The organism is Arthrobacter sp. Marseille-P9274, assembly GCF_946892675.1.
Lineage (GTDB): Bacteria > Actinomycetota > Actinomycetes > Actinomycetales > Micrococcaceae > Crystallibacter.
On record NZ_CAMPOV010000001.1, the window covers coordinates 1,310,506 to 1,337,054 of the forward strand.

The window sequence follows — 26,549 nt, forward strand, 5'->3', positions numbered from 1 at the left end:
ACACAGTTGAAAAGGGCGTTACGGATGAGTTCCCCGGTCCAGAGGAACCGAGGCGTCGGCGGATTCCGGACTCAGCATGAGAATGGCGCCGCTGAGGAAGCACAGCGCTCCGGCGAATGTGCCGAGATTGGCCAGCTCGGCGTTCCAGACATCGCCGCTTGACGGTATGACGAAGGCCGCGACAGCGGAGATGCCGAACGCAACTGAGCCGGCCATATTGATCACGCCGATCTTCCATGTCCTAGGCCTGGGTCGGCCCGCAATGGTGCCGCGACTGGCATCCCGCAACGCCAGACCGCTGGCAAGGAGGAAGGCGACTGAACCCAAGGCGTCAGGTCGCCACACCCGCTGGTCGGCTAGTTCAGCGCTGAGGTTGATCGCCATGGCGTTTCCCGTGCTCCAGTTGAACCAGAGCGTGCCGGCAAGCTGAATGGCGCCGGCGAGCCAAGGTAGATTCCGCGGCGCCCAGACCCAAACCGAATGGCGCCGAGTGGAACCGGCGGCCGGGAGCGAGTCAACGGCTTCGCGGTACTGCAGAAACGCTGCACTGGTAAAGCACAGCGAACCGACGAAGAATGTGACTGCACACAAGCGCAGTCCCACGGCCTCGGCGTATAACGGCACCGCCCCCAAGGCGAACAAGCTCGAGCCAATGATGAACAACCAGGCGATCCACCGGTCCCGTACGGTCGAAGGGTCCGCGCTCGAGGTTCCGGTTGCATGGTCGGCTCTCGAGGGAGCCCGATGCAGGACGCCGCCGACGTCGTCAGGAGCCACCGATGCCCTCGGGTCCGGGGCCGGGAGCACGCTGGTGATCACGAAGGCCACCGCCACAGCCACCACCACCTGGGGTGTTACGGCCACACCGTCCACTCCCATCAGCAGCGTGGCCAGCAGCGTCGACGTCAACGGCAGCCGCAGCATGGCTGCGCACATGGCTCCCATGCCCATGCCGATTCCTGCCGCGGGATCCATTCCGGGCAACCCGCTGGCAGCAATACCGAGCGCCGCGCCGATGAACATCGAAGGGAACACCGGCCCTCCGCGAAATGCGCTCAGCGAGAGCCCGTAGACCAAGGTCTTACAGGCGATCAGCAGGACCAGCACGGCAAGCGAGTAGTCCGCGGCGTGTTCGACTAGCTCCGGAAGTGCGTCCTGCCCGGAGAACAACACCTGTGTGAAGCTTCGCCCGGAGATCAATTGGTACGTCATCGCGGTAACACCGATCAGCAGGCCCAGCACAGACGTCACCAGCACCCGGTTCAGATGCACGACCGGACGAAGCGACAGCGAGACCCCGCGGATCAGCCATCCCAACAGCGCGCCTATCGCGCCCATGACCACCGCCCAGCCCAACGACGCTAGCGTCGGCGGCACCGTCGGCGGCACCACGGGCAGCGCCAGCGAGAAGCTGCCCAGCCCGGTCCAGTCGTCCATGCCGACGAACACCAGGGCCCCGACGCCGGAAGCGAGCAGTCCGGGCAGGGCCACCAGGCTCAGTGTCATTCCCCCGATTCCGGCGGCCTCCATGATCAGGAATGCGCCCAGCACGGGAGACCCGAGCAGGGTACTGACCGCTGCGAAGCTGCCGGCCGACGCCATGATCGTCGACGCCATCGGCGGAGCGTCCTTCTTCACCAGGTGCACCGTCAACGCCCCGAGACCGCCACCGACCGCGATCAGCGGCCCCTCGGGCCCGAGCACCGCACCCAGGCTGAGCGTGGTCAGCGCCGCGAGGACGATGCCCACGAGATTCCGGCCGCTGGGCGCACCGCCGCCCGCCTTGAATCCGAAAGCGGGCGAGTGGCCCCCGGTTCCCGGCAGATACCGGATGGTCAACGCCGTCAACAGCCCGCACAGCACCAGCCACGGAACCGGCCACCACGCAGGAGCAGGACCGGCGAGGACTTGATTCGGCAGCCCGATGAAGACGAACCGCTGGACCGCCGCGACCAACGCGAGAAATCCGTAGGCGATGATCGAGATGGGAACGCCCAGGACCGCTGCCAGCACGAGCGCAGCGATGTATGTCTTGGAACGAATCACGGCGACCGGATCGACACTGGGCGCCGACGCGGCAGGCTCGCTCATCCCCGGCAACCCGGCGCGCTTGTGATGACTGGCGCCCTTGTGATGACTAGGGTCACCCCGAATGTCTCTCCTCCAGGACACGCCGGCTTGCCCGGCCGGCCACACCGTGAGTCGCCGATGATCTCCCGGCAGAACATCACGTTGTCCTCCGGCTCCATGGCACCGATAGCTTCCCGATGCCACCGATAGCTTCCCGATCCCGCGAGGACTCAGCCCTCGTCCGCCCGAAAGACGGCTCAGGAAACGGAGGCGCCGGGATGGCCGGGGGAATGGGCCCGGTATGACCGTCGTAACAGCTGAGCATCCCTTCTCCTTCCGCTGGGCGGCGGGAGCTTTAGCGAGGTCTCACAAGCAATAGAGGGCGCGTCAATAACGTGTTGTCCAAGCTAACGCTTCCAGTGGGGGCAGTCTTCACCCAATGAGGGTGAAGGGGAACTTAAGAACACCGACGACCTTCGCGGGCGTTGATCGGAAACCCGGCCCTGCCGATCCAGGTCGGCGGGGCCGAGCGATATGCCATCGATAACCGAAGAGCGTGTAGCCGCCTTCGGATCAACGGCTCCGGCATGGGCGACACCGACGCGGCGGTGGTACCGGTCGTCGGGCTGCCAAGGATTTCCTGCACCTTTGCATTGTGCGCCGGCGGCACAGGAGGAAATCGTAGTCAGGCCATGTTGTGTGCGGCCGGCAGCCGGACCAGCGGCTTAGAGTGGACTCCAGGAGCAAACGAGAAGAGGAGCCGGTAGATGAACGGTAAGCCGGTAGATCCGGGAATGCTTGACGTTGTCCGCGAGCTGGCTGATTCGCTGGGGCCGACGCTGGTCGCCGCGCTGACGGGAAACCGGGTACGGCTCAGCGCCGACGACTGGGTGATGGAGGACGGCCCGGAGCCTGACGAGAACGAGGCCGAGCGTCTCCGGTGCGCCCTCGAGCAGTGGAACCTGCTGGCTCAGGCCGAAAATCCCGATACTGCCAGGGCATGGTTTGTCGGCGCGAATCCCATGCTGCAGGATGAATCTCCGGTCACCGCGATCCGTGAGGGCCGGTTCGAGGAGGTCAGGAGGGCCGCGCGCTCGTACATGGACCAGGAGTTCCCCGGCTAGCACAGGAAGCTGCGAACAGCAGATGGCTGCCGGCATATAGTGCCGGCAGCCATCTGCCTTCGGATTTTGTAGGAGGACCGCAGTCCTCGGAGCTAGGAGTTGGCGCTGTCGTTGAACTCGACCGTGCAGTCGTTCCCGCCGCCGTAGTACTTGCACCAGGCCAGTGCGTTCTTGCCTGCGGTGGTCGCGGTCGTGGCCGCCCAGGAACCCCAGGGCCCGTTCTTCGTGGAGAGTGCGAGGGCTAGGTACTGGTTCTTCGCAACACCGGCTTGGACACAGTCATATGTACTGGCAGATTGGTAGAGGTTGCAAAGGTCCAGGCTGTCGTTGTAGGCCTGATCGCCGTTGGAGCGCCAGACTGCGTACCATCCCAGGGTGGAAGGGGAGAACGCAATAGCCAAGTAGCGGTCGGCGGCTTGGGGAGCCGCGGCCTGGGCTGCGTCGGCCGGCGAAGCCAAGGCTGTGAGACCCGTTGCGGCGAAGAGGGCGGCCAGCAGGACTGAAATCATTGCCAGAGGGCGACGGCGCCCGGCGGTTGTGTTCATGGAAGTGCTCCTTACGGTTGATGGGACTCGTCTGCTTCGGGGGAGTCGGTCTGCGTCGACCGATGTTGCCGACATCACTTAGTGTCGGTTGGCTCCCGGCCCTCGGGCGTCCATCCCCAGAGTGGGCTTCAGCATCAATCGGGAGGATGACGTCCCTAGGAACACGGGCGCGGCTCAGCTCAACCTGCAGATATCCTGACCTGGTCATGTACGCGCAGCTGGGTCAGCGCAAGGCGGGTGAGGGGTACGTCGACCTGCAGGCGTTCAGCGATAGCCGAGTACTCGCCGAGCAGGTGTTCGCCTTCGTGCCGGTTTCCTGCCAGGACGTCCCGGTACAAGGACGATGTGAACACCGACCCCTGCTCGGTGAACATCTCAAGGCTCGCTGCGTGTGCCTCAGGCGGCACGGGGTAGCCGGCGGCTGCGGCCACTCTCTCGGTTTCCTCGATGACATCCAGAATGAACTCCTTCCCGGATGCGACCGCCATGACGTGGCCGATGGAACCGCGCATGAGGCACGTGATGACACCGCCGGCAGTGATGAAGGCCCACTTGTGCCACATGGACGCGAGGACGTCGGATGAGATGACACTGCCGAACCCCGGCGCCACCAGTTCCCGGCCGATCTCCTGCAACCGTCCGGTTGGTCGGCCGTCCTGCGTGCCGAAGGTCATCGAAGCGTGCGGCTTCATTTGGAAGACCGCACCGTCAGGCGTCACGGTACAAACAACGCGGACAATTCCGCCCAGGACCGTCTCCGCACCAAAGCGGGCGTTGAGTTGGTGCAGGTGGGCGAAGCCGTTGAGCAGGGGAAGGAGCGTTGTGTCCGGGCCGACAGCCGGAGCTATGTCCCGGACAGCGGCTTCCAGGGACCAGGCCTTCGTCATCAGGAGGACCAGGTCGTACGGGTGCCGGATCCCGGACGCCGTAATGGTTCGAATCGGCACCGTCTCGTCAAAGCCCGGGCCATAAACCCGCAGGCCGTTCCGCAGCTGGTTGGCCCTCTCCGGCCTAACGAGGAAAGTGACGTCCCGGCCGGCGCGGGCTAGGCAGGCCCCAAAGTAGCCTCCCGTTGCCCCGGCCCCAACGACCAAGGTCTTCATTTCTGCACGCTCTCAAACGCCCGTCCGAAGAGTTCGCCTGCGCTGTAGGAAGGCGGGAGGCCGAGCTCGTCGAAAAAGCGGGAGTTGAATTCCGCATAGCCTCGCAGCGCCAGAGCCCGGTTCCCTTCCGCCAGTTGGGCCCTGAGGACAAGCTGCTGGGCCTCCTCGTCCAAGGGATCGATGCTCAGCACCGAAGATGCGGCCTCCACCGCCCCATGGGTGTCCCCCCGTTCAAGGAGGTGGGCGGCCAGCTGCTGCAAGGCCTTCACCCTCATGCTCCGCCACTGATCCTGCGCCTCGAGGACCCAGTCGTCGTACCAGCCGGGTAACAGTTCGCCGCGGCTCAGGAGATGGATGCGGGAAGCTGCGGCTGCTCCTTCAACCACGGAGGAACCTTCCAGCTGTATCCGAATGGCGCGCAGATCGTCGTCGACATCGTGGGCCAGCCGAATCCGCCCGGATTCGAGGCCCACGAGTCCGGGTAGTTCCCGGGAGATCTGGCAGATGGTCCCGCGGAGGCAGTTGGAGGCCTGCACATCGCTGCCGTCGGGCCAGAGCAGCCGCGCCGCAGCCGAACGTTCCAGCGTCCCGCGAACCGCGAGCAGGGCGATGAGCCGCTGCTGGCGCTTGGGTACTGCGTATTCGACCGACCCCCGCCCAAGCCGCCAGCCGCCGATTACCTCCAGCGCCCACGGGGCGGCGGCCGCCGGCGGTGTTTGGGGTCTTTCCAGGGTGGTGGTTGCAGCAGGCGCTTCGTTCGTACCGAACATTCCGGGTCCCTCTTCCAACATTGCCGTCCGGGTTCGCATTCAGAATGCGCCCGCTCCGGGCATGGAATCGTCGGCCGCTGGATGCAAAAGTTGCGTACATCCACGGGTGTAGAGGGACCACTTGCCGGCTCATGCCCTATTGTTGAGGACCATGGTTACTCGACGGGAAGCAGCGATCTTCCTTGATATTCCTCTGGAGATGGCCCGCCGCCACGGCATACCGTCACGGCTGTCGGAGGATGAATTGGCGGAGCTCGAGAAAAACCCGCCGGCATGGCTGCTCCAGTCCCGGGCCAACCGCACGGGCAAGAAGCCGGTGTGGGTGCGGCTTGAGTGCAGCATCTGCGGCTACCACGAGACCGCACGGCCGAAGAAGTGGTGGCCGGAGTTCAGCTTCCTCTACTGCGATGATCACAGGCCAGGCGAGGTGCCCCCGCCGGACCGGGGGGTGGTCCGCAGCGAGTACGACGGGATCGGCAGCCGGTTCATCGGCATCGTCGACGTGGGGTTCCCGCAACCCTAGCGCGCTTCGAGGCGGCGCAGCCCGGGCCAGCGAGCACCCGCTCGATGACCTCGTCCCTGTGCAACGTGAGACATACCGGACCAGCAGACGCGGCAGGGCGCGGGCACCGACCCCGGAGGCATTCAGCCATGGACTGGCTTGCCGTCAGCGACGTCAAGGATGCCGGACTCTTCGAAGTCGTAGACGAGCCTCGCGACTTTTTCGACCACAACGACGCCGTCCGCGAAAGTCTGGTGTCCGGAGGAGAGAATCGCGATGTCGTACCTGGCACTGTCGGCGTTGATGACCCCGACGGAATGGACGTTCCACAGCAGGTTGTCGTCCGGTAGCCAGCCGTTCTTCAGGGCGACCGTGGCCCCATCTGCCGCGGCTCCGGCGGAGACGCCCCAGGCCTGGCTTGGATCGACGGATTCCATCAGCCCCAGCAGGTACTGCCGCAGCCCTTCGCTCAGCCAGTCGGCGCCGTCAGCCAGCGTCGTCATTATCCTGAGTTGGTCTTCCACGTTGGTAACGGTGACGCCCCATTGGCCGGGAATTGTCCGGGATATGCCGATCAAGTCATAGGTTGCGGCCAATGCCGGGGCCCCGCCAATATGGCTGTACATCTGGCGTGTCGCCTCATTGTCGCTGTACCGGATCATCTGAGTGGCTAGATATTCCTCGTCAGCAGTCAATGCCCTGCCCTGCTCGTTGACTTCCCGGAATAGGGTCAACAACATGGGAACCTTGACCAGGCTTGCTTCGAAATACTCGGTCCCGGGCTCAAATGTCCACGATTCGCCGGTCAGCTCATCAGTGACGGCCACGGAGAATTCCACCGGCAGTGTCGCTGCATATTCCCGGACTGCGGATTCCAGACTAGTCCAGTCCGCCTTAGGTGCTGCGGCTTCGGGTACCGCCGCTACGGTCACCTCCGGGTGGAGGGCGATTTCCGCTTGGGTGGTACCGCAGGAAGAAAGTGTCAGCGTCAGTGCCAGAGCGAACGCGTAACGCGCCGCGGCATTCCATCGGATCATGGGCGGGAATCCTCAACTGCAGCAGCCCCCTATGCACTAATGATAGGCGACGGGAGCCTGTAAGGAGCGTGGCAATAGCGGCGCATCCGGCCCGCCCCGCCGGGTGATCCGAGCATGCCGATGACAAAGTCTGCACCCTCGGATAGGCTTCCGACATCGTCCACACAGGGGGGCACTCATGAAGTCCACCGCTACAGGCATTTCCAGTTTGACCTTGCACGGGGACGATCCACACGGTCCGCGCTTCCTGCCAGTGACAGCACGCAGAACCCAGTGAGCCGGTCACTTCCCTTTGAACGGATCCGCCGCCACCTCAACCGGAGCGTGGCGCCGGTCGAATCCGCGGCGGTGATTCTCTCGGCAGCCGTGTTCGTGATCTGGGCGCTGGTCGCCGCCGTGGTGTTCAGGGGCCAGTACCTGCCAATTTCCGGGCGCGGATCCATCGGCCAATTCGTCGCACTGACGGGGGCGATCACCGCCGTCGTCGTCTTCATCGTGGCGGTCATGTCGGTGCGGGCCCACGACTCTTCGACAGCCAGTGCGGGGCCATCCGGACTACCGCGCGAGCGCCTCGGTTGGTACGACATCGCGGCAGTGGCCCTGGCTTATGCCGTCATTGCGCTGCTCGGGTGGAGCGCCATCGCCAACGTGGTTAGCGACAGCTTCCAAGGTGCCGTGGTTTACAGCCTGTCCGCGGCCCTTCTGGCGGGGGTGGCTGTCGCCGTGACGAGTTACGCGGTCTTCCTATCGGCGGTACATCTCACGCCGATGTCGCTATCGCTCATCCTCGTCCTCTTCCTGGTGGTGGGAATTTTCACGAGCATGCTCACCGCCAGCGACCCGCTTTGGTGGCAGGTGAACATGAGCATGCTTGGAGTCACCGGTGACGTCTCTGCCCGCGCGTTCAATCTCACGCTGATTATCGGGGGCGTCGTCGTGACGACCATCGCCCACTACGCTACGTCGGCAATCCCTGCCGGGACATACCAGGAACAGCGAGGAAGACGCCGGGTCAGGTCAGGCCTCGCCCTGATCGGCATCCTCCTTGCCTGCGTCGGCATCCTCCCGGTGGACGAGTACCTCATCCTGCATACCCTCGCCGCGAGCGGCATGGCAGTGATCTACATTGCCTTGGTCGCAGGACTTCGGTGGCTCATTCCCGCCCTGCCGCGGACCTTCCTGATTCTTGGCTACCTCTTTGTTGCGGTGGTACTCGTCCTGGCAGTGTTCTTCTTCACCGGTTATTACACTTTGACCGCGGTTGAACTCGTCGCCTTCGTGCTCATCTTCAGCTGGCTCTTGGTCCTGATCCGCAACACGGACGCGATGCGCGCGTCAGCCCAAGCCAAGGAGCAGGTGCAGGAACAAGCCAGCTGAACCGGACGCGCCGGCCGCATGTCCGTTGAGTAGAAGAAGCGCTCAGTCGTTTCGCGCGTTGGTGACGACCTCGTATTCTTCGACCTCGAGGACCTCCAGGGTCAGGGCACTGCTGGCCTCGTTGCGGAGTTTACTGGCGGCCTCCTTGGCCGCGGCGAGGTGCTCCTCGTTGTCGTAGATGGCGACGGACAGGGACTTGCCGTTCCCCCTCCCGTTCAGGAAATAGAATGCCTGGCAGCCCGGGAGCTCCAGCACGCGCCTGACCAGGTCCTCTGAGGGGCCACCGGACGTTGCCTGGCGGCCTTTATATGTGCTGACTCGAGCGAACATCGGTCTTCCTCCACTTCTTGATGGCGGGAACCCCTGGGCCGCTGACGGCTGGTTCGGGCTCCTCCCACTAGTAGGAACCCGGCCGCGAATGGCCGCAAGACCGGAAACCGACAACTTTCCGGCACCGGGTAAGGATGTCTGCGACGAAGTAGGTGGGCGCGGCGCGTTGCGTCGGGCCGAGCCGGCAACCCCGGCCCGTTTCCCCGATCCGCACGTGCTGTTCACCTGAGCGAACCCTGGGTTGCCTATGATTCTGAGGGATCATCCGGGGCCGGTGGAGGGAATGTAATGGGGGCTGTTGTTCAGGGCACGGAACCGGGGGAGCGGTGGAGCAACCGCGTCAGTTGGGGCACGACGCCTGACTGCATGGACTGCGAGCGCGGCCGCGGGGCTGGTCTACCTCGCCGCGTGGGCGATCGGACTGGCCCTGCCCGAGACGTCGGTTCCGGCCGGGGACGCTCCGGCCTCGGCGCTGGCTGGCTCGGCGGACGAGTTCTGGCGGTCGCTGCTGGTGCACGGGATTGCGGGGCTGGCCCTGCTGCCTGTCGCGTGCGAACAGCATCACCGGGCTGGGCTGCTATCCCTGCCGTACGCACGCGTTCTTTTGGCGGCGGCCGCGGCGGCCGCCGTTTTGTCGCTGGCACAGTTCCTGGTGGGGATGGCGCTCGCCGGTGTCCTCGGCAGTCCCGGATCCGGCATGGCGGCGGCGCTGTGGCAGGGCCTGAACATGGCTGACGGTGTCAAAATGCTGTGCCTTGCCCTGTGGATCAGCTTGGCAGCGCTGAGCGTCCGCGGCCGGGCTGGTCTGTTGCCGCGCTGGCTGCTTCCGGTGTCGCTGCTGGCCGTGCTGAGCCTGGTGCTGTCAGGCTGCGGCTACCTGCTGTCGGCCGCCCCGCTGATGCAGGCGGCCTTCCTGGCGCTGCCGCTGCTGCTCTTCTGGGTGGTTACTGCCGCGCTTTCTGCGGGAAGGGGACGCGCCGCTCTGCGGCAGTAACGCGCCCACGACGCTTACACGAGCGGCCAGGGGAAGCGCATGCCGGTGCGGTCCACCGGCAGGACCCCCTCGCGCAGCAACCGCTGCACCCGGCGCTTCAACGCGCCGGCTTCCTCGTCGTCGAGAAGGTCGGCGACCTCGTCAGGCACGGCCTCCGCCAGCGGCGCGATGTCCTCGAGCAAGGCCTCGGGGATCGGTTCGCCCGCAAAGTCCCAGATCACCGTGCGCAGCTTGAAGTCCGCCGAGAAGCATAGCCCGTGGTCAATGCCCCAGACGTGCCCGTCCTGCCCGCGCAGGACGTGCCCGCTCTTCCGGTCGGTGTTGTTCGCGACGCAGTCGAACAGGGCGATCTGCAACAGGACCTGATGCGTCTCAGGCGACTCCGCGTAGAGGGTGAAATAGTGCTCGTGCAGGTCGTTCTCGATGAACCACTGCAGCGACCCGACGCCGAGCGGGGAGTCCTCGCGGATCACCGTCGTTGGCACGATTCCCCAGTGCAGGTACTCGCTGAGCAGGTAGGCCGCGCGTTCCCGGCGGTACAGCCCGGGCTCGAAATCGGAGAGCGGCCGTTCCCCGGCCTCCGGCTTGTAGACAGCCCAGGCCGTGTCTTCCCCGCAGGAGATTTCGGCGAGGAAGGTGGCGTTGCTGCTGTGCAGGATGCGCCCAAGCAGTTCGATGCGGCCCTCGACGAGCAGCGTCAGTTCACGGCTGCACATCTTCCGCACCCTGTCGCGGTTGCCTCAGCCCTGCCAGCGGTCCGGCCGTCGAGTTCACCGTGAGGACGGCGGGCGGCTGGCCTTCCGTATACGAAATCACCGATACCGAGCCCGGGCTGATCGCGATCCGCTGGAAGAGATCCAGATGCGCGCCGAGGGCGTGGGCGACGGCGGCCTTGATCGGGTCAGCGTGGGAGAAGCACACGACGACGCCGCCCGCGTGGGTGGTGCGCAGTGCCTCAAGCGTTTCGACCATCCGTGCCTGCATCCGTGCGAAGCTCTCCCCGTCGGGGAAGCGGAAGACCGAAGGCGCATGCTGCACGGTCTGCCATTCCGGCAGGCCCGTCAGGTCGGCGAGCGCGGCGCCCGTCCAATCTCCGAAGTCGCACTCGATCAGGCCAGGCTCATGGTTTACCTTTAGCCCCGTGCCGGCTGCCGCGGGTGCCGCCGTCTCGACTGTGCGTTCCAGCGGCGAGGAGTAGACGCCGTCGACCTTGAGTCCCGCCAACCGTTCCGCGATCCGTTGAGCCTGGGCACGGCCGCGTTCGGACAGATGCAGGCCAGGAGCCCGCCCGGGCAGCACCGAGCCCGTCGTCGGCGTCTCCCCATGGCGCACCAGAAGGACCAGGGTGCTCGGCGCTGCCGCCGGTGGTGGTGGAGGTGCTGCGTCAGTCATCAAATCCAGAGTAGCGTTCGCCGCCTTCCCCATGCCTCGCAAGCTCGGCCCGGGGACCCCTGGCGGCTCTCTTGCAGGGCCCGCGCCGGATCGGGGCCTTCAATACTCGATTCACCGCCGGTTCGGGGACTACCGTGGAGGTGTGACTGATCGTCCCGATATCTTCACCGTTGGCGAGCTGCGCGCCGCCGGCCATGTCCAGAAGGACCTGCGCCACGAAATCCGCGACAACCTGCTCGCCGCGCTCGCCGAGGGCCGCGATCCGTGGCCGGGAATGTTCGGTTTCAGCCGGACCGTCCTTCCCCAACTCGAGCGTGCCTTGATTGCAGGCCACGACGTCGTACTGCTCGGCGAGCGCGGACAGGGCAAGACGCGTCTGCTCCGGACATTGGTCGGGCTGCTCGACGAGTGGTCGCCGGTGATCGAAGGGTCGGAGCTGAACGAACACCCGTACGAGCCGATCACCGAGCAGTCCCGGGCCCGGGCGCTCGCCGAGGGGGACCGGCTGCGCGTGGCATGGCGCCACCGGTCCGAGCGGTACGTCGAGAAGCTGGCCACCCCCGACACCTCCGTCGCCGACCTCATCGGCGACGTGGACCCGATGCGGGTGGCCGAGGGCCGCCGGCTCGGGGACCCGGAGACCATCCACTACGGCCTCGTTCCGCGCTCCAACCGCGGCATCATCGGCATCAACGAACTGCCCGACCTCGCCGAGCGCATCCAGGTGGCGATGCTCAACGTGATGGAGGAGCGCGACATCCAGATCCGCGGCTATGTCCTGCGCCTGCCGCTCGACGTGCTCGTCGTCGCGTCCGCCAATCCGGAGGACTACACCAACCGCGGCCGGATCATCACGCCGCTGAAGGATCGGTTCGGCGCCGAGATCCGCACGCATTACCCGGTCGAGCTGGACGACGAGGTTGCCGTCATCGAGCAGGAGGGGCGCCTGGTCGCGGATGTCCCGCCGGTCATCCTCGAGATCCTGGCGCGCTACACCCGTGCGCTGCGCCAGTCGCCGGCCATCAACCAGGGATCCGGTGTCTCGGCGCGGTTCGCCATCGCCGGTGCCGAGACTGTGGCCGCGGCGGCACTGCGCCGGGCCACCGTGCGCGGGGAGGACGAGGCGGTCGCCCGGATCGTCGACCTCGACAGCGCCGTCGACGTCCTCACCGGCAAGATCGAGTTCGAACCGGGCGAGGAGGGACGCGAGGAGGCCATCCTCGAGCACCTCCTGCGCACGGCCACGGCCGAAGCCGTCCGCGAGCACTACCGCGGCATCGACTTCGCTCCGCTTGTGGCAGCACTGGACGGCCACACCACGGTGACCACGGGGGAACAGGTGACCGCGCGGGAGTTCCTCGACAACCTCCCCGCGCTCGATGCCTCCAGTCTTTATGACAAAGTCAGCGCCCGCGTAGGCGCGCAGACGGACGGACAGCGCGCCGCCGCCGTCGAACTTGCCCTGGAAGGTCTCTTCCTCGCCCGGCGGATCTCCAAGGAGTCCGACGACGAGGAGACCATCTACGGCTAGGAACAGGCAGTAGGGAGGCAGCATCATGAGCGTCCACAAACGGTCGTCCCGGTACGGCCGGTACGCGGGAGGGCCCGATCCGCTCGCCCCGCCGGTCGATCTCGGAGAAGCCCTCGACGCCATCGCCGAGGACGTCATGGCCGGCTACACGCCGCGGCACGCGCTTCAGGAGTTCCTGCGGCGCGGCGGCCGGGACCGCACGGGGCTCGACGACCTCGCGGGCCGCGTGCAGCAGCGGCGGAACGAGCTGCTGAGCCGGCACCGGCTGGACGGCACCCTCAACGAGGTCCGGAAGCTGCTCGACACCGCGGTGCTGGAGGAGCGCAAGCAGCTGGCGCGGGACGCCATGATGGACGACACCGATCGCGCGTTCCGGGAGATGCAGCTGCAGAATTTGCCGCAGTCCACGGCGGCGGTCAACGAGCTCGCGTCCTATGACTGGCAGTCGAGCAGCGCCCGGGAGGCGTACGACCGGATCAAGGACCTGCTGGGCCGGGAGATCCTCGACCAGCGGTTCGCCGGCATGAAGCAGGCGCTCGAGAACGCCACCGAGGCGGACCGCGCGGCCGTGGGCGAGATGCTGCGCGACCTCAACGAACTGCTCGACAAACACCGGCGCGGCGAGGACACCGACCGGGATTTCCAGGAGTTCATGGCGCGGCACGGCGACTACTTTCCGGAGAATCCGCAGTCGGTCGAGGAGTTGATTGATGCCCTCGCCCAGCGCGCCGCCGCTGCCCAGCGGCTGCTGCAGTCCATGTCCCCGGAGCAGCGCGAGGAGCTGATGCGGCTGTCGGCCCAGGCCTTCGGCTCACCGGAGCTCATGGCCCAGCTCGACCAGCTTGACTCGAGCCTGCGCGCACTGCGTCCCGGAGAGGACTGGACCGGCTCCGAGCGCTTCGAAGGACAGGAAGGACTCGGGCTGGGGGACGGCACGGGAGTGCTCCAGGACATCGCCGAACTCGACGCGTTGTCCGAACAGCTGTCCCAGTCCTACAGCGGCTCAAACCTCGACGACCTGGACCTCGACGCCCTCGCCCGCCAGCTCGGGCAGGATGCGGCCGTGTCGGCCCGGACCCTCGCCGACATCGAACGGGCCATGCAGGACGGCGGCTATCTGCGCCGCGGGGCCGACGGCGACCTCCGCCTGTCACCGCAGGCCATGCGGCGGCTCGGGAAGGCACTCCTGCGGGACACCGCCAGGCAGCTCTCCGGCCGCCAGGGCGGTCGGGACACTCGGGTGGCCGGCGCCGCGGGGGAGCAGACCGGATCCAGCCGCGAGTGGCAGTTCGGGGACGCCGAGCCGTGGGACGTCACCCGCACCCTGACGAACGCCATCCGCAGGACGGCGGCCGACGGCGGCGACCCGGGCCGCGGACTGCGCTTAGCTGCGGGCGACATCGAGGTGACGGAGACCGAGGCGCGCACCCAGGCCGCCGTCGTCCTGCTTGCCGACGTCTCCTTCTCGATGGCCGCCGAGGGGCGGTGGGTGCCGATGAAGCGCACCGCGCTCGCCTTGCACCACCTCGTCTCGACCCGGTTCCGCGGGGACCGGCTGCAGCTGATCACGTTCGGCCGCTATGCGCAGTCCATGGATATCGGAGAGCTTACGGCGCTGCCCGCCCTGCGGGAGCAGGGGACCAACCTGCATCACGGCCTGCTCCTGGCCGGCCGGTTCTTCCGTCAGCACCCATCGATGCAGTCTGTCCTGCTCGTGGTGACCGACGGCGAACCGACCGCCCATCTGCTCCCCGACGGCGAGTCCTGGTTCTCGTGGCCGCCCGACCCGGAGACCATCAGGCTCACGGTCGCCGAGCTGGATCGCCTGGGGCGCGCCGGCACGCAGGCCACGTTTTTCCGGCTCGGCGACGATCCCGGGCTTGAGCGGTTCGTCCAGCGCATGGCCCGACGGATCGATGGCCGGGTCGTCGCGCCCGATTCGGGGGACCTCGGCGCCGCAGTGGTCGGGGAGTACCTCCGCGCGCATCTCCGCGACCCGTACGACGACGCCGACTGGTCCTCCTAGCGTTAGTCCTCCCTGTGCGAGGCGAGCACGCCGTCGATCTGGCCCATGGCCTCCTTCATGCCCTCCTCCATGCCCATGTCGAGCATCTTCTGGAGCTGATCCGCGGATTCGAAGCTGGAGACGGTGGTCATCCGCGTGCGCCCGCCAATGTCCTCCAGCGTCACGACGGCGTGGGTCGTTCCCATCTCCGCGACCGGCTCCCCGTTTTCGTCAGCGAAGCCGTCGTCGAATTCCAGGCGGTGCGGCGGCTCGACCGTGGTGAACCGCCACCAGCCGCGGGCCTTCTCGCCCTCCGGGCCCGTCATGTAGTAGCTGGCCCTGCCGCCCGGCTGGAACTCATGGTCCTCGAACGTCGCCGGCCAGGTCGGCGGTCCCCACCAGCGTTCGAGCTGCCGCGGATCCGCCCAGACCTGCCAGACCCGTTCAACACCGGCCTCGAATTCGGCAACGATGGTGAAGTTCAGCGCCCCGGTGTCCTTGCGTGATTCGATAACGGTCATGGCCGTCGCCTTCCTATCCCTCGGTGAGAATCTCCTCGATCCGGCCGACGCGCTGCCGCCAGATCCCTTCGTACTCATCGAGCAGCCGGCGGGCCTTGCCGAGTCCTTCCGGGTGGGCCCGTACGATCTGCTCCCGTCCACGCTTCTCCTTGGTGATGAGCAGCGCGCGTTCCAGGACCGCCACGTGCTTTTGCACCGCGGCGAAACTCATGGCGTAGTGGGCGGCCAGCCCCGACACGGAGTACTCGCCGTCGCCACCCAGCACCCGGGCGATGATGTCGCGTCGGGTCCCGTCTGACAGCGCCTGGAACAGGCCGTCGAGTTCGGCATCGCTCAATTGATCTACAACCATTTGGTTGTATGTTAGCCCCGTTCGCATGGGCCGGCAAGGGCCGGATTGTGAAGCGGTGCGGACGACCTCGAAACGGCCGAAGACGCCGTCGTTCTCTGCCCCCGCTGTTGCTGACGCTGCTCCACCGATCCGGGGCGGCGTTCCAGGCCCGCGCTGAGGGGGCCTTGCCGCTGAACCCCTTCATGGTGTCGAATCTCTTAACAGCACGGGCGAGTGCAGGGACGACGATGTCTACGACGCCAGGAGGCGCTCATGTCGGGGAAATCCACCAACGGCACGGCTAAGGGTTCCGGACGGGGCACCGATCCGCGGCGGGCGGAAGCCTCTGCCGCGCCGCCGGAGAGTCCGGACCGGATCCGCAACGTCGTGCTGGTCGGGCACTCCGGCGCGGGGAAGACGATGCTCGCGGAGGCCATGCTCGCTGCCGCGGGAGCCACGAACCGGATGGGCTCGATTGCGGACGGCACGACCCTCAGCGACTCGGACCCCTCGGAGATCCGCCAGCAGCGTTCGGTGGTGCTGTCCGTCCTTCCTTTTATGTACGACGACGTCAAGGTCAACCTCCTCGATACGCCGGGCTATTCCGACTTCACGGGCGAACTCCGTGCCGGGCTCAGGGCCGCCGATGCCGCACTGTTCGTGGTGTCCGCCGTCGACGACGTCGATGCGGCGACCACTGCGCTCTGGGGCGAATGCGAAAGCGTGGGGATGCCGCGGGCGGTCGCGATCAGCCGGCTGGACCACCCCCGGGCCAGCTTCGAGGCGGCGCTGGCCCGGTGCCGGCAGGCCTTCGGCGAGACGGTGCAGCCGCTCTATTTGCCGCTGCGGAGCGGCACGGACGTCACCGGGCTGCACGGGCTGCTCTCCGGGACGGTGTCGGACTACAGTGCGGGGGAACGCCAGCCCGTGGTCAGGCCGGCGGAGGCCGCGGAACTGGAGGCCGCCGAGGAAGCCCGCGGGGCGCTGATCGAGGGCATCATCGCGGAGAGCGAGGATGAGTCCCTGATGGACCGTTACCTCGGCGGCGAGGAGATTGGCCTGGATGTCCTCATCTCGGACTTGGAGACCGCCGTGGCGCGCGGCTCCTTCTACCCGGTCCTCGCGACGTCGTCGGAGACCGGCCTGGGCATTCCTGAACTGCTGGACATGCTGAAACGCGCCTTTCCGTCCCCGCTGGAGCGTCCGCTGCCGACTGTGGCGGGACTCTACGGGTCACGGGCCAACCAGCTGCGCTGCGACCCCGAGGGCCCGCTGGCCGGCGAGGTGGTGCGGACCAGCACCGACCCGTTCCTGGGGCGCGTCTGCCTGGTGCGTGTGTTCTCGGGAACGCTGCGTGACGACTCGGCGGTCCACATCTCCGGACACGGCCTCGCGGACCGGGGGCACCCCGACCACGACAGCGACGAACGGGTCACGCACCTGCACGCGCCGCTCGGCTCGGCTCTCCGGGCGGCGTCCTACTGCATCGCCGGGGACATCTGCGCGCTGACCAAGATCGGCAGCGCGGAGACCGGGGACACGGTCTCGGCGAAGGACGAGCCGCTGCTGATCCAGCCCTGGGAAATGCCCGAACCGCTCATGCCGGTGGCTGTCGAGGCCGCCACGCGGAACGACGAGGCGGCGCTGGCCAAGAGCCTGGCCAAAGTCGCGGCGGGGGATCCGACGCTGCGGGTGGAGCGCAATGCGGAGACGCACCAGCTGATCCTGTGGTGTATGGGGGAGTCGCATGCCGAGGTGGTGCTCGACCGGCTGCGGGGCCAGGGGGTGAACGTGCGGACGGTCGACGTCGTCACCCCCTTGCGGGAGACCTTCGGGGGGGCGGCCAGCGGCCACGGCCGGTACGTGAAACAGTCCGGCGGGCACGGCCAGTTCGCGATCTGCGACATCGAGGTCGAGCCGCTCAAGCGCGGCGCCGGTTTCGAATTCGTGGACAAGATCGTCGGGGGAGTGATCCCGGGTCCCTTCATCACGTCCGTGGAGAAGGGAGTCCGGGCCCAGATGGAGAAGGGTGTCGCCGCCGGGTTCCCTGTCGTCGACATCCGGGTGACCCTGGTGGGCGGCAAGACCCACAGCGTCGACTCCTCGGACGCCGCATTCCAGTCGGCCGGAGCACTTGCCCTGCGCGAAGCCGCGGCCGCGGCGCGCATCCAGTTGCTGGAGCCGGTCTCGGCGGTGACCATCACCGTGCCGGACGAATACGTGGGCGCAGTGATGAGCGACCTGTCCGCCCGCCGCGGCAGGCTGACCGGGACTGACTCGGCCGAAGGGGAGGGCGCCGAGATCAGCGCCGAAGTCCCCGAACAGGAGCTGCTGCGGTACGCCATCGATCTCCGGTCCCTCACCGGGGGCACGGGACGGTTCCGCCGGGCCTACCTGCGGCACGAGCCGGTGCCCTCGGGTGCGTCGAGCGAGATGGCGCGCAGGTGACTAGCAGCCCGCAGCAGGGGCCGAGGCTTCGGCGGGGACCTAAGCCCCGGCCCGGAGCACTGCGGCCAGCTTCCGGAAGGAGTCTGTCCAGCCGCTTCTGTGCAGCTCCAGCCGTTCCCCGGTCGCGAAGCCGCGCTGGGTGAGGGCAACCCGGGTGCTTCCGTCCGCGGGGTGGAGGGACAGGACGACGACGGTCTCGCGGTCGTCAGGTACCGGTTCCTCCCATCGGAAGGTGTACTCGAGCCGCCGCGGAGGGTCGACGTCACTGAATTCCCCGGCGAGGTGGAAGGCATCCCCGTCCGGCGGCTGCATGGTCAGCCGGTAGCTGCCACCCGGCCGGGGGTCGAGCTCGGCCTCCGGCGTGGTGAATCCCTCGGGCCCCCACCACTTCGCCAGCTCGTCCGGGTCCGTCAGCAGGCGGAAGACCTGCTCGCGAGGGGCTGCCAGGGTGAACCCCAGCTCCAGCACCAGATCGCCCTGCTGCTCACCCATGTTCCTGCTCCAACCGCCGGGAAGCGGGACTACTGCGCCCGCCAGCCCATCGTAAACCCGGCACGGACGCGCCGGCAGGGCCGAAATCAGTGCTGCGCTCGCAGGAACGCGGCGACGGGAGCGGCAACGGAAGCCCCGATGTCGTAGGAGCCCCGCTTCCGGCCGGCGACGTCAAAGGAATGCCCGCCGCCTTCCACCCATTGGATCGTTGCCGTCGGCCCGATCTTGGCCACGACGGCTTCCAGCAGTTCCGGGGTCGCGAAGGTGTCCTTGGTGCCCTGCAGGAAGAGCATCGGCAGGGTGAGGCCGTAGAGATGCTCGTCCCGGAGCTTCTCCGGCCTGCCGGGCGGATGCAGCGGATAGCCGAGGTACACCAGCCCCGCGGCCGGCATCCCCTCGGCGACGGCCATGGAGGCCATCCGTCCGCCGAAGGATTTCCCGCATGCCCACAGCGGTTCGCCGGCTGACCGCTCGGCGGCCGCGGCCATGGCTGCGCGCCACGTGCTGATGGCTGCGGGCGGTCGGTCCGGGAACTTCCGGCCCGCCTCCCGGTAGGGAAAGTTGAACCGCAGGGTGGCCACGCCGTCGTCGTTCATGGCGTCGGTGAACCCGCGCAGGAACGGATGCTCCATCCCGGCGCCGGCCCCGTGGGCGACAACTAAGGTGGCAGACGCGTTGTCGGGCCGCGCGTAGGCGGCGGAAACCGTGGCGTCGCGAACGGCAAGCTGCAGTGGCTGTTCGTCTGGCATGTACCCATGATGCCGCGTTGGCCCTCGTCAGGGACGCCGACATGCCTTTATGGTGGTCCCATGGCCAGCGAGCAGACGATCCTGAAGGTGGATGGACCCCACGGCGAGCGGGAAATGCGGATCTCCAGCCCGTCGCGTGTGATGTGGCCCGACCTGGGCCTGACCAAGCTGGACCTGGCACGCTACATCGCCGAGGTGGGGGAGGCCTTCATCGCCGCCAACGGGGACCGGCCCGTTGCGCTCCAGCGGTTCAAGGAGAATATCGACGGCGAGCAGTTCTTTTCGAAGAATCCGCCCAAGGGCGCGCCCGAGTTCGTGCGGTCCGTCCCGGTCATCTATCCGAGCGCGCGCTCGCATCCGCAGCTGGTCCTGGACGAGCCGGCCGCTGCCGTCTGGGCCGTCCAGATGAACACCATTGTGTTCCACCCTTGGCCCTCGCGGACCGCCAACACGGACAACCCGGACCAGCTGCGCATCGACCTGGACCCGCAGCCCGGCACCGACTTCGACGACGCGGTGCCGGCGGCGCTGGAACTGCGGAAGGTGCTGGCGGAAGCCGGGCTGGAGGCGTTCATCAAGACGTCGGGCAACCGCGGCCTGCATGTGTACGCGCCGATCAAGCCGACCCACGAGTTCCTGGATGTGCGGCACGCTGTCATTGCCGCAGCGCGGGAACTGGAGCGCCGGATGCCGGACCAGGTCACCACCGCGTGGTGGAAAGAGGAGCGGGGCCGCAAGGTCTTCGTGGACTTCAACCAGGCCAACCGGGACCGCACCATCGCCGGCGCCTACAGCCCGCGGGCACTCCCCAACGCCTCGGTCTCCTGTCCCGTCACGTGGGAGGAGCTGGAGCACGTCAAGCCCTCGGACTTCACCATCGCCACCGTGCCGGGCCGGCTGAAGGAGGCCGGCAATCCCTGGGCCAAGATGCACAGCAACCCCGGCACCGTTGACGAACTGCTGGGCTGGTGGGAGCTCGACTGTGCCGCCGGCCTGGGCGAGCTGCCCTTCCCGCCGGACTATCCAAAGATGCCGGGCGAACCGCCGCGCGTGCAGCCGAGCCGCGCCAAGAAGAAGGAGTGACATGGCCAGGACTGTCTACTACGTTGCCAGCTCGCTCGACGGATTCATTGCCGACGAGGATGACAAGCTGGAGTGGCTCTTCCAGTTCAACGACGCCGACGGCGTGAAGGAATCCTACGAAGAGTTCATTGCCGGCATCGGCGCCCTGGTCATGGGCTCGGAAACCTACAAATTCCTCCTGGACAACGGGGGAGAGGGCGCCTGGGAATACGGCAGCACGCCCACCTGGGTCTTTACGCATCATGAACTACCGGGCATCCCAGGCGCGGACATCACCTTCGTCCGCGGCGACATCACGGTCTTCCATCCAAACGTCGTGGCCGACGCCGGCGACCGCGACGTCTGGGTGATCGGCGGCGGCGAACTGGCCGCGCAGTACCTCGACGCCAGCCTGCTCGACGAACTCATCGTCACCTACGTGCCGGTGGTCCTCGGTCGCGGCAAGCGCCTTCTGCCCGTCACAACGACGACGGCGCCCGCCGCCTTGACCGGTTCCCGCACCTTGGGTTCCGGCATGGTGGAACACCGCTATAAATTCGCCCAGTGACCCGCTTCGCCCGGCAACCCGCCTCGCCCGGTAGCCCGCCGCCTGGTGCTTGCCGTCCTCTACATCTGGCCCGTCTCCGAGGGTTTAGGTTATCCACACCCCTAGTGATAGAACGTTTATTCTATTAGAATGGTGTGATGGCGAACACACCAGCGGAATCACCGCAGGAGGCAGAAGGCCCGGAGGCCTCGGGCCGTACCGGTGGCGCTCATGCCAGCCCCTCAGGATCTGCCGGCCCTGAGCCTTCAGCCGTTCTTGCGGCTGTTCCCGTGTTTGGTCTGCGGCCGGCGGATCCGTTCTCGTGCCGTCCGCCGTGGGACGAGAACTCGTGGGAGGAGGGCGAGGCCGTGGATGCCGAGGGCATTCCCCTCGACGCGCCGGATGCCCCGATCCCGCTCTACGTGCTGACCGGACATGACGCCCCGTTGGAGGAGGACCCGTGGGCCGGAAGCCGCGGCGCGTTTACACCGCCGGCGTGGGAGCCTGTGCTGCCGGCCCGGTCCGGGCAGGTGAAGGACCTGCTGCCCTTGCTGGGGTCCCGGGAGCCGTCCCGCATGCTGTACCAGGAAGCCGCGCACGAACTCATCGCCGCACGCCGCGCCTCCGCCTGGCTGGAGGCCCGCATCCTGCGCCTGCTCAACGCCCTGGTCCGCGAGGCCGTGAACGAACAGCCCCACGGCTGGCCCGCACCCCTCGGGCCGGGCACGCCGGACGAACATCTGGCCGAAGCCGCGGCCATCGCCGAAGCCGCCGCCGCACTGCAGATCCCGGAAAGGACCGCCGCGATCCGCATCAACTATGCCCGAACCATCGCCGGTGAATGCCCCAACACCCTTGAAACCCTCGAACAAGGCAACCTGACCGGCGTGCAGGCAGCCATCATTACCGACGAAACCACATCGCTGCCGCCCCAGGCCCGGCCCGGATTCGAACACGAACTCCTCGAGCTCGCCCCCGCATGCTCCACCAGCAGCCTGCGCCGCCGCGCGAAAACACTCCGCGAAAAACGCCACCCCGAAACCATCACCGCCCGCCGCGCCAAGAAAGCAGCCGACCGCCACCTCGAACTCAAACCCGACTACGACGGCATGGCCTGGCTCTCCGCCTACCTGCCCGCGGAAACCGCCGTCGCCGCGTTCAACCGCGTCCAGGCCATCGCGCTCTCCGTGCAGGGCCCCGAAGAACCCCGCACCCTGACCCAGCTCCGCGCCGACGCCCTCACCCACCTCCTGCTCACCGGGACCCCCAAACCCGCTGGCGGCCTTGCTGCCGGCGGGTTTGGGGGTCCCGGGCCCGTGGACCCGCGGGAACACCCCGCCCTGGACGGCGGCCTTCCCCCGGGCACCGGGTACGGGATCGTGCCCACCGTCGCGCTGACCATCCCCGCCCTCACACTGCTCGGCCTCGGCCAGGAACCTGCCCACCTCGACGGATACGGGCCGATCCCCATCGACGCAGCCGCCCGCCTGGCCGCGAACGCCCCCTCGTTCACCCGCGTCCTGACCGACCCGGTCACCGGCGCGGTCCTCACCATGGACCGCAAACAGTACCGGCCCACCGCCGCGCAACGCCGCTACCTGCGCCTGCTCTACGAAAAATGCACGTTCTACGGCTGCTCCCGCTCCAGCGACCACTGCGAACTCGACCACACCATCGGCTGGGCCGACGGCGGATCCACCAACGTGGCCAACCTCGGGCCGGAATGCAAGCGCCACCACCGCCTCAAAACCGAAACCGACTGGAACCTGCAACAACCCAATCAAGGCGAATTCGACTGGACCTCTCCCGCAGGAATCGGCTACCCGACCAGGGCCGAGCCCCTGGTGCACACCCCGCCCGAAGAACTCGCCAGCATCCTCGAACACCACGAAATCCACACCATCAACACGAAACTCCGCGCCTACTACAACCGCAAACACCAACAAACCGGACAATCCGAACCAGCCGGACCAGCAAAGCCAGCACAGGCCCGCTCCGCGGCCCTCCCACCCCCAACCGGCCCGCTCACGGCACCCCGCCACAACGCCCCGACGGGCGCAGCGCATGACGACGATGGGCACCACCACGGCAGCCCGGACGAACCACCACCCTTCTAGCGAACGCCCCTGGTGCCGTTCATCGGACAGCCCGGTGCTCCACGGACGGCGCGATGCGACCAAGGACGAACAGATGCGCCCTACGGACGGCAAGGTTCGCCCAGGGGCGAAAAGATGCGCCTACGGTGGCCTGATGCGATAACAAGGCCTGCAGGGACCAACTCCCGCTTATCCCATTTGCAGCCCGCAACCTGGTTATGCGTTGTCCCGAATCAGATTGGTGATCCGGGCGGTGGAGAGCCGGCGTCCTTGCTCGTCCGTCATGACCACTTCATGGACGGCCAACGTGCGGCCCAGTTGGAGTGCGGTGGCGGTTCCGGTCACCAACCCCGCGGCGACGGACCGGTGGTGCGTGGCTCCGACCTCGATGCCAACGGCATGGCGGTTCGCGCCGGCGTGGATCGACGCGGCGAAGGAACCGAGTGTTTCCGCCAGGACCACGTGGGCTCCGCCATGCAGGATGCCCGCGACCTGTGTGTTTCCGAGCACGGGCATGGTGGCAACGATTCGCTCGGCGGACATCTCGACGAATTTGATGCCCATCTTCACGACCAGCGCGCCGACACCCATTTGCCGTAGCCAAGGGCGCAAATGCTCCGGAACGCCGGCGTCGATGAGCTCCTGCAGGCGGTTCTCCGGGGTGGCGGCCGGCTCCGCAGCCGGAGTGAGATTCTCGGTCATGCGACTAGGCTGGCACCTGTGAGTGAAACAAACAAACCGGAATCCGTTGCCACCGTCGAGCCTCTTGCTGCCCCATCCGACACTCAGACTATGGCTGAGCCGGAGGGACCGCGCCGCCTCCTGGTTGTGGATGGACATTCGATGGCATTCCGGGCGTTCTACGCGCTGCCGGCGGACAAGTTCTCTACGAGCACCGGGCAGCATACCAATGCCGTGTACGGTTTCACGTCCATGCTCCTTGCGATGATCCGCGAGCAGTCACCGACGCACGTCGCGGTGGCCTTCGATTTGGACACGCCGACCTTCCGCGAAACCGAGTACAGCGAGTACAAGGCCGGCCGGAACAAGACGCCGGAAGAGTTCCACGGCCAGGTCGATCTGATTATCAAGGTCATGGAGGCCATGCGCATCCCCACGATCTCGATGGACGGCTACGAGGCCGACGACATCATTGCCACCCTCAGCGAGCAGGCGGAGGCTGCCGGCTGGGACGTGCTGGTGGTCTCGGGGGACCGGGACGCCTTCCAGCTCATCACGGACAAGGTCACCGTGCTCTATCCCAAGAAGGGCGTCAGCGAGATCCCGCCGATGGACGCCGCTGCCGTGGAAGCGAAGTACTTCGTTCCGCCGAACCGCTACTCGGATCTGGCCGCACTGGTGGGCGAGACCGCGGACAACCTGCCCGGTGTCCCCGGCGTCGGCCCCAAAACGGCCGCCAAGTGGATCAACCAGTACGGGGGCCTGGAAGGGATCCTCGAGAACGTCGACTCGATCGGCGGCAAGGTCGGCAATGCCTTGCGCGAGAATGTCGAGCAGGTCAAGCGCAACCGGCGGCTGAACCACCTGCTCCGCGACCTGGATCTGCCGGTGAACCTGTCCGCGATGACACTGGAGCACCCGGACCGGGATGCAGTCGAAGAGCTCTTCGACGCCCTGGAATTCACCACGCTGCGCAAGCGGCTGTTCGAACTGTTCGCGGTCGATGAGCAGGTGGAGGACACTGAGGTCCATGCCCCGCGGCACGACGTGCTGGCATCGGCCGAGCAGCTCGACGCGTGGCTTGACGGCACGAACCAGCTGCCGGTCGCGGTCCAGGTGGTGGCCGAAGGAACCACCGGCGGGGAAGACGCCGTCGCACTGGCACTGGTTTCGCCCTCGGCGGCCGCCTACGTCGCTTTCGAAGGCCTCGACGCAGACGCGGAGAAGCGGCTGGCCGAGTGGCTGCAGGACCTGGATGCGCCCAAGGTGGTCCATGACTTCAAGTACGCGTACAAGCTCCTGTTCCACCGCGGGTTCGAGCTGTTGGGCGTGGTGGATGACACCGCGATCTCCGCCTACCTGATCCAGCCGGACCGCCGTAATTACGAGCTGGCGGACCTGGCCCAGTACCACCTGAAGCTCTCGGTCGCGGCGACGGGCAGCTCCGGAGGCGGGCAGCAGCAGCTGGACCTCGGCGAGGACCCCGCGGCCCCGGCCGTTGCCAAGGCCTTTGCTGCGCTCCAGCTCAGCGAGCACTTCGCCGGGCAGCTCGTGGAGCGCGGTGCCAACCAGCTGCTCGGCGGCCTGGACCTTCCGCTGTCCCTGGTGCTGGCCAAGATGGAGCTCCACGGCATTGCGGTGGCGACCGACCAGCTCGACCGGCTGCTAGACGACTTCACGGTCACGATCGATGCGGCCAGCTCGGAGGCCTTCCGGATCATCGGCAAGGAGATCAACCTCGGTTCCCCGAAGCAGCTGCAGGCCGTCCTGTTCGATGAGCTGGAACTGCCGAAGACCAAGAAGATCAAGACCGGCTACTCGACGGACGCGGACGCCCTCAACGACCTGATCGCCAAGACCCAGCATCCGTTCCTGGTCCAGCTGCTGGCCTACCGGGACGCCTCAAAGCTGCGGCAGACGGTCGAGGGGCTCCGCAAGACCGTGGGCGACGACGGCCGGATCCACACGACCTACGCCCAGACGGTGGCGGCCACCGGACGGCTTTCGTCGAATAACCCGAACCTGCAGAACATCCCGGTCCGTTCCGAGGCAGGCCGGCGGATCCGCGAGGTCTTCATCGTCGGCGAGGGCTACGAGTCGCTGCTCACGGCCGACTACTCGCAGATCGAGATGCGCATCATGGCCCACCTGTCCGGCGACGAGGGACTCATCAGCGCATTCCGCGAGGGGGAGGACCTGCACCGGTTCGTCGGCGCGCACATCTTCGGCGTGGCGCCCGAGGACGTCACCAGCGAGATGCGTGCAAAGGTCAAGGCCATGTCGTACGGACTCGTCTACGGCCTGAGTTCCTTCGGCCTGTCCAAGCAGCTGAACATTCCTGTGGACGAAGCCCGGACGCTGATGAAGGACTACTTCGCCCGGTTCGGCGCCGTGCGCGACTACCTGCGCGGAGTGGTCGAGCAGGCCCGCAAGGACGGCTACACGTCCACCATCGAGGGCCGCCGCCGGTACCTGCCGGACCTGACCAGCACCAACCGGCAGCTGCGCGAGATGTCCGAGCGGGCCGCGCTGAACGCCCCGATCCAGGGGTCGGCCGCGGACATCATCAAGAAGGCAATGCTGGGTGTCGACGACGAGCTCAAGGCGCAGGACCTGAAGTCGCGCATGCTGCTCCAGGTCCACGACGAACTCGTGTTCGAGGTCGCCCCCGGCGAACACGAAGCCTTGGAACGGCTGGTGCGCGAGCAGATGGGCGCGGCGGCGGAACTCTCGGTGCCGCTGGATGTCTCCGTCGGCGTCGGCCGGACCTGGCACGAAGCCGGCCACTGACAATGGCGGCGGCGGCGGCAAGGCGCGGCTGAGCCCCTCTCATCTTCGCCTC

The 26,549-nt window shown here is 67.1% G+C and carries 24 protein-coding genes; 11 read left to right on the plus strand and 13 right to left on the minus strand.

Translation table 11 applies throughout. The annotated features are described in order from the left end of the window. Positions 1-18: 18 nt before the first annotated feature. Positions 19-2,274: a chloride channel protein gene (locus OC550_RS05955; protein ID WP_262104354.1), complete on the minus strand. Its 2,256-nt coding sequence runs from the start codon at positions 2,272-2,274 to the stop codon at positions 19-21. A 563-nt stretch (positions 2,275-2,837) separates the two neighbouring features. Here OC550_RS05955 and OC550_RS05960 point away from each other — a divergent pair. Next, complete coding sequence (locus tag OC550_RS05960; protein ID WP_262104355.1) at positions 2,838-3,194, plus strand: hypothetical protein; 357 nt, start codon at positions 2,838-2,840, stop codon at positions 3,192-3,194. 92 nt (positions 3,195-3,286) lie between these two features. On the opposite strand, the gene OC550_RS05965 is transcribed toward OC550_RS05960, so the two are convergent. The 3 genes from OC550_RS05965 to OC550_RS05975 form a co-directional block, all read right to left on the minus strand. Then, on the minus strand, positions 3,287-3,739 hold the full coding sequence (locus OC550_RS05965; RefSeq protein ID WP_262104356.1) for a DUF4189 domain-containing protein: 453 nt from the start codon (positions 3,737-3,739) through the stop codon (positions 3,287-3,289). A gap of 179 nt (positions 3,740-3,918) precedes the next feature. Continuing rightward, positions 3,919-4,842, minus strand: coding sequence for a ketopantoate reductase family protein (locus OC550_RS05970; RefSeq protein ID WP_262104357.1), 924 nt, complete (start codon positions 4,840-4,842; stop codon positions 3,919-3,921). Then, complete coding sequence (locus tag OC550_RS05975; protein WP_262104358.1) at positions 4,839-5,612, minus strand: bacterial transcriptional activator domain-containing protein; 774 nt, start codon at positions 5,610-5,612, stop codon at positions 4,839-4,841. Before OC550_RS05975 ends, OC550_RS05970 begins: the two co-directional genes overlap by 4 nt. A 151-nt stretch (positions 5,613-5,763) precedes the next feature. On the opposite strand from OC550_RS05975, the gene OC550_RS05980 reads away from it, so the two are divergent. Continuing rightward, entirely contained in the window at positions 5,764-6,135 is a 372-nt protein-coding gene (locus OC550_RS05980) for a hypothetical protein (RefSeq protein ID WP_262104359.1), read from the plus strand. A 122-nt stretch (positions 6,136-6,257) separates the two neighbouring features. On the opposite strand, the gene OC550_RS05985 is transcribed toward OC550_RS05980, so the two are convergent. After that, entirely contained in the window at positions 6,258-6,941 is a 684-nt protein-coding gene (locus OC550_RS05985; RefSeq protein ID WP_262104360.1) for a class A beta-lactamase-related serine hydrolase, read from the minus strand. Positions 6,942-7,424: 483 nt separating this feature from the next. Between OC550_RS05985 and OC550_RS05990 the strand changes: the two genes are divergently transcribed. Continuing rightward, positions 7,425-8,528 (plus strand): hypothetical protein, encoded by a 1,104-nt coding sequence (locus tag OC550_RS05990; RefSeq protein ID WP_262104361.1) that lies wholly within the window; start codon positions 7,425-7,427, stop codon positions 8,526-8,528. A 42-nt stretch (positions 8,529-8,570) separates the two neighbouring features. Here the strand turns inward: OC550_RS05990 and OC550_RS05995 are convergent, their stop codons facing one another. Continuing rightward, complete coding sequence (locus tag OC550_RS05995) at positions 8,571-8,858, minus strand: hypothetical protein (RefSeq protein ID WP_262104362.1); 288 nt, start codon at positions 8,856-8,858, stop codon at positions 8,571-8,573. 298 nt (positions 8,859-9,156) lie between these two features. Here OC550_RS05995 and OC550_RS06000 point away from each other — a divergent pair, with 298 nt between their 5' ends. Further along, complete coding sequence (locus tag OC550_RS06000; protein ID WP_262104363.1) at positions 9,157-9,852, plus strand: hypothetical protein; 696 nt, start codon at positions 9,157-9,159, stop codon at positions 9,850-9,852. A 14-nt stretch (positions 9,853-9,866) separates the two neighbouring features. Here the strand turns inward: OC550_RS06000 and OC550_RS06005 are convergent, their stop codons facing one another. Continuing rightward, positions 9,867-10,568 carry an SCO1664 family protein gene (locus tag OC550_RS06005; RefSeq protein ID WP_262104364.1) on the minus strand — a complete coding sequence of 234 codons (702 nt, stop codon included), beginning with the start codon at positions 10,566-10,568 and terminating at the stop codon, positions 9,867-9,869. Continuing rightward, on the minus strand, positions 10,555-11,244 hold the full coding sequence (locus tag OC550_RS06010) for an MSMEG_4193 family putative phosphomutase (RefSeq protein ID WP_262104365.1): 690 nt from the start codon (positions 11,242-11,244) through the stop codon (positions 10,555-10,557). The genes OC550_RS06005 and OC550_RS06010 overlap by 14 nt, the downstream gene beginning before the upstream one ends. 142 nt (positions 11,245-11,386) lie before the next feature. On the opposite strand from OC550_RS06010, the gene OC550_RS06015 reads away from it, so the two are divergent. Beyond that, entirely contained in the window at positions 11,387-12,775 is a 1,389-nt protein-coding gene (locus tag OC550_RS06015; RefSeq protein WP_262104366.1) for a magnesium chelatase, read from the plus strand. A gap of 25 nt (positions 12,776-12,800) precedes the next feature. Next, positions 12,801-14,801 (plus strand): VWA domain-containing protein, encoded by a 2,001-nt coding sequence (locus OC550_RS06020; protein ID WP_262104367.1) that lies wholly within the window; start codon positions 12,801-12,803, stop codon positions 14,799-14,801. 2 nt (positions 14,802-14,803) lie between these two features. Here the strand turns inward: OC550_RS06020 and OC550_RS06025 are convergent, their stop codons facing one another. Both OC550_RS06025 and OC550_RS06030 read right to left on the minus strand, forming a co-directional pair. Beyond that, on the minus strand, positions 14,804-15,301 hold the full coding sequence (locus OC550_RS06025) for an SRPBCC domain-containing protein (RefSeq protein ID WP_262104368.1): 498 nt from the start codon (positions 15,299-15,301) through the stop codon (positions 14,804-14,806). A 13-nt stretch (positions 15,302-15,314) separates the two neighbouring features. Then, positions 15,315-15,653, minus strand: a complete 339-nt coding sequence (locus OC550_RS06030; protein WP_262104369.1) for a helix-turn-helix transcriptional regulator — start codon at positions 15,651-15,653, stop codon at positions 15,315-15,317. 252 nt (positions 15,654-15,905) lie between these two features. On the opposite strand from OC550_RS06030, the gene OC550_RS06035 reads away from it, so the two are divergent. Continuing rightward, positions 15,906-18,080, plus strand: coding sequence for an elongation factor G-like protein EF-G2 (locus tag OC550_RS06035; RefSeq protein ID WP_262104370.1), 2,175 nt, complete (start codon positions 15,906-15,908; stop codon positions 18,078-18,080). A gap of 39 nt (positions 18,081-18,119) precedes the next feature. On the opposite strand, the gene OC550_RS06040 is transcribed toward OC550_RS06035, so the two are convergent. Then, positions 18,120-18,572, minus strand: a complete 453-nt coding sequence (locus OC550_RS06040; RefSeq protein ID WP_262104371.1) for an SRPBCC domain-containing protein — start codon at positions 18,570-18,572, stop codon at positions 18,120-18,122. A gap of 86 nt (positions 18,573-18,658) precedes the next feature. After that, the gene (locus OC550_RS06045) at positions 18,659-19,321 is read right to left on the minus strand and encodes an alpha/beta family hydrolase (protein WP_262104372.1); all 663 of its coding nucleotides are present in this window, start codon (positions 19,319-19,321) and stop codon (positions 18,659-18,661) included. Positions 19,322-19,381: 60 nt separating this feature from the next. On the opposite strand from OC550_RS06045, the gene ligD reads away from it, so the two are divergent. The 3 genes from ligD to OC550_RS06060 all read left to right on the plus strand — a co-directional run bounded on the left by ligD (position 19,382) and on the right by OC550_RS06060 (position 23,047). Continuing rightward, positions 19,382-20,404 (plus strand): non-homologous end-joining DNA ligase, encoded by a 1,023-nt coding sequence (gene ligD / locus OC550_RS06050; RefSeq protein ID WP_262104373.1) that lies wholly within the window; start codon positions 19,382-19,384, stop codon positions 20,402-20,404. A gap of 1 nt (position 20,405) precedes the next feature. Continuing rightward, the gene (locus tag OC550_RS06055) at positions 20,406-20,951 is read left to right on the plus strand and encodes a dihydrofolate reductase family protein (RefSeq protein ID WP_262104374.1); all 546 of its coding nucleotides are present in this window, start codon (positions 20,406-20,408) and stop codon (positions 20,949-20,951) included. A gap of 269 nt (positions 20,952-21,220) precedes the next feature. Beyond that, entirely contained in the window at positions 21,221-23,047 is a 1,827-nt protein-coding gene (locus OC550_RS06060) for an HNH endonuclease signature motif containing protein (RefSeq protein ID WP_262104375.1), read from the plus strand. A 195-nt stretch (positions 23,048-23,242) separates the two neighbouring features. On the opposite strand, the gene OC550_RS06065 is transcribed toward OC550_RS06060, so the two are convergent. Next, positions 23,243-23,728, minus strand: a complete 486-nt coding sequence (locus OC550_RS06065) for a hotdog fold thioesterase (protein ID WP_262104376.1) — start codon at positions 23,726-23,728, stop codon at positions 23,243-23,245. A gap of 90 nt (positions 23,729-23,818) precedes the next feature. Here OC550_RS06065 and polA point away from each other — a divergent pair, with 90 nt between their 5' ends. Further along, on the plus strand, positions 23,819-26,497 hold the full coding sequence (gene polA, locus OC550_RS06070; protein ID WP_262104377.1) for a DNA polymerase I: 2,679 nt from the start codon (positions 23,819-23,821) through the stop codon (positions 26,495-26,497). The last annotated feature ends 52 nt before the right edge of the window (positions 26,498-26,549 follow it).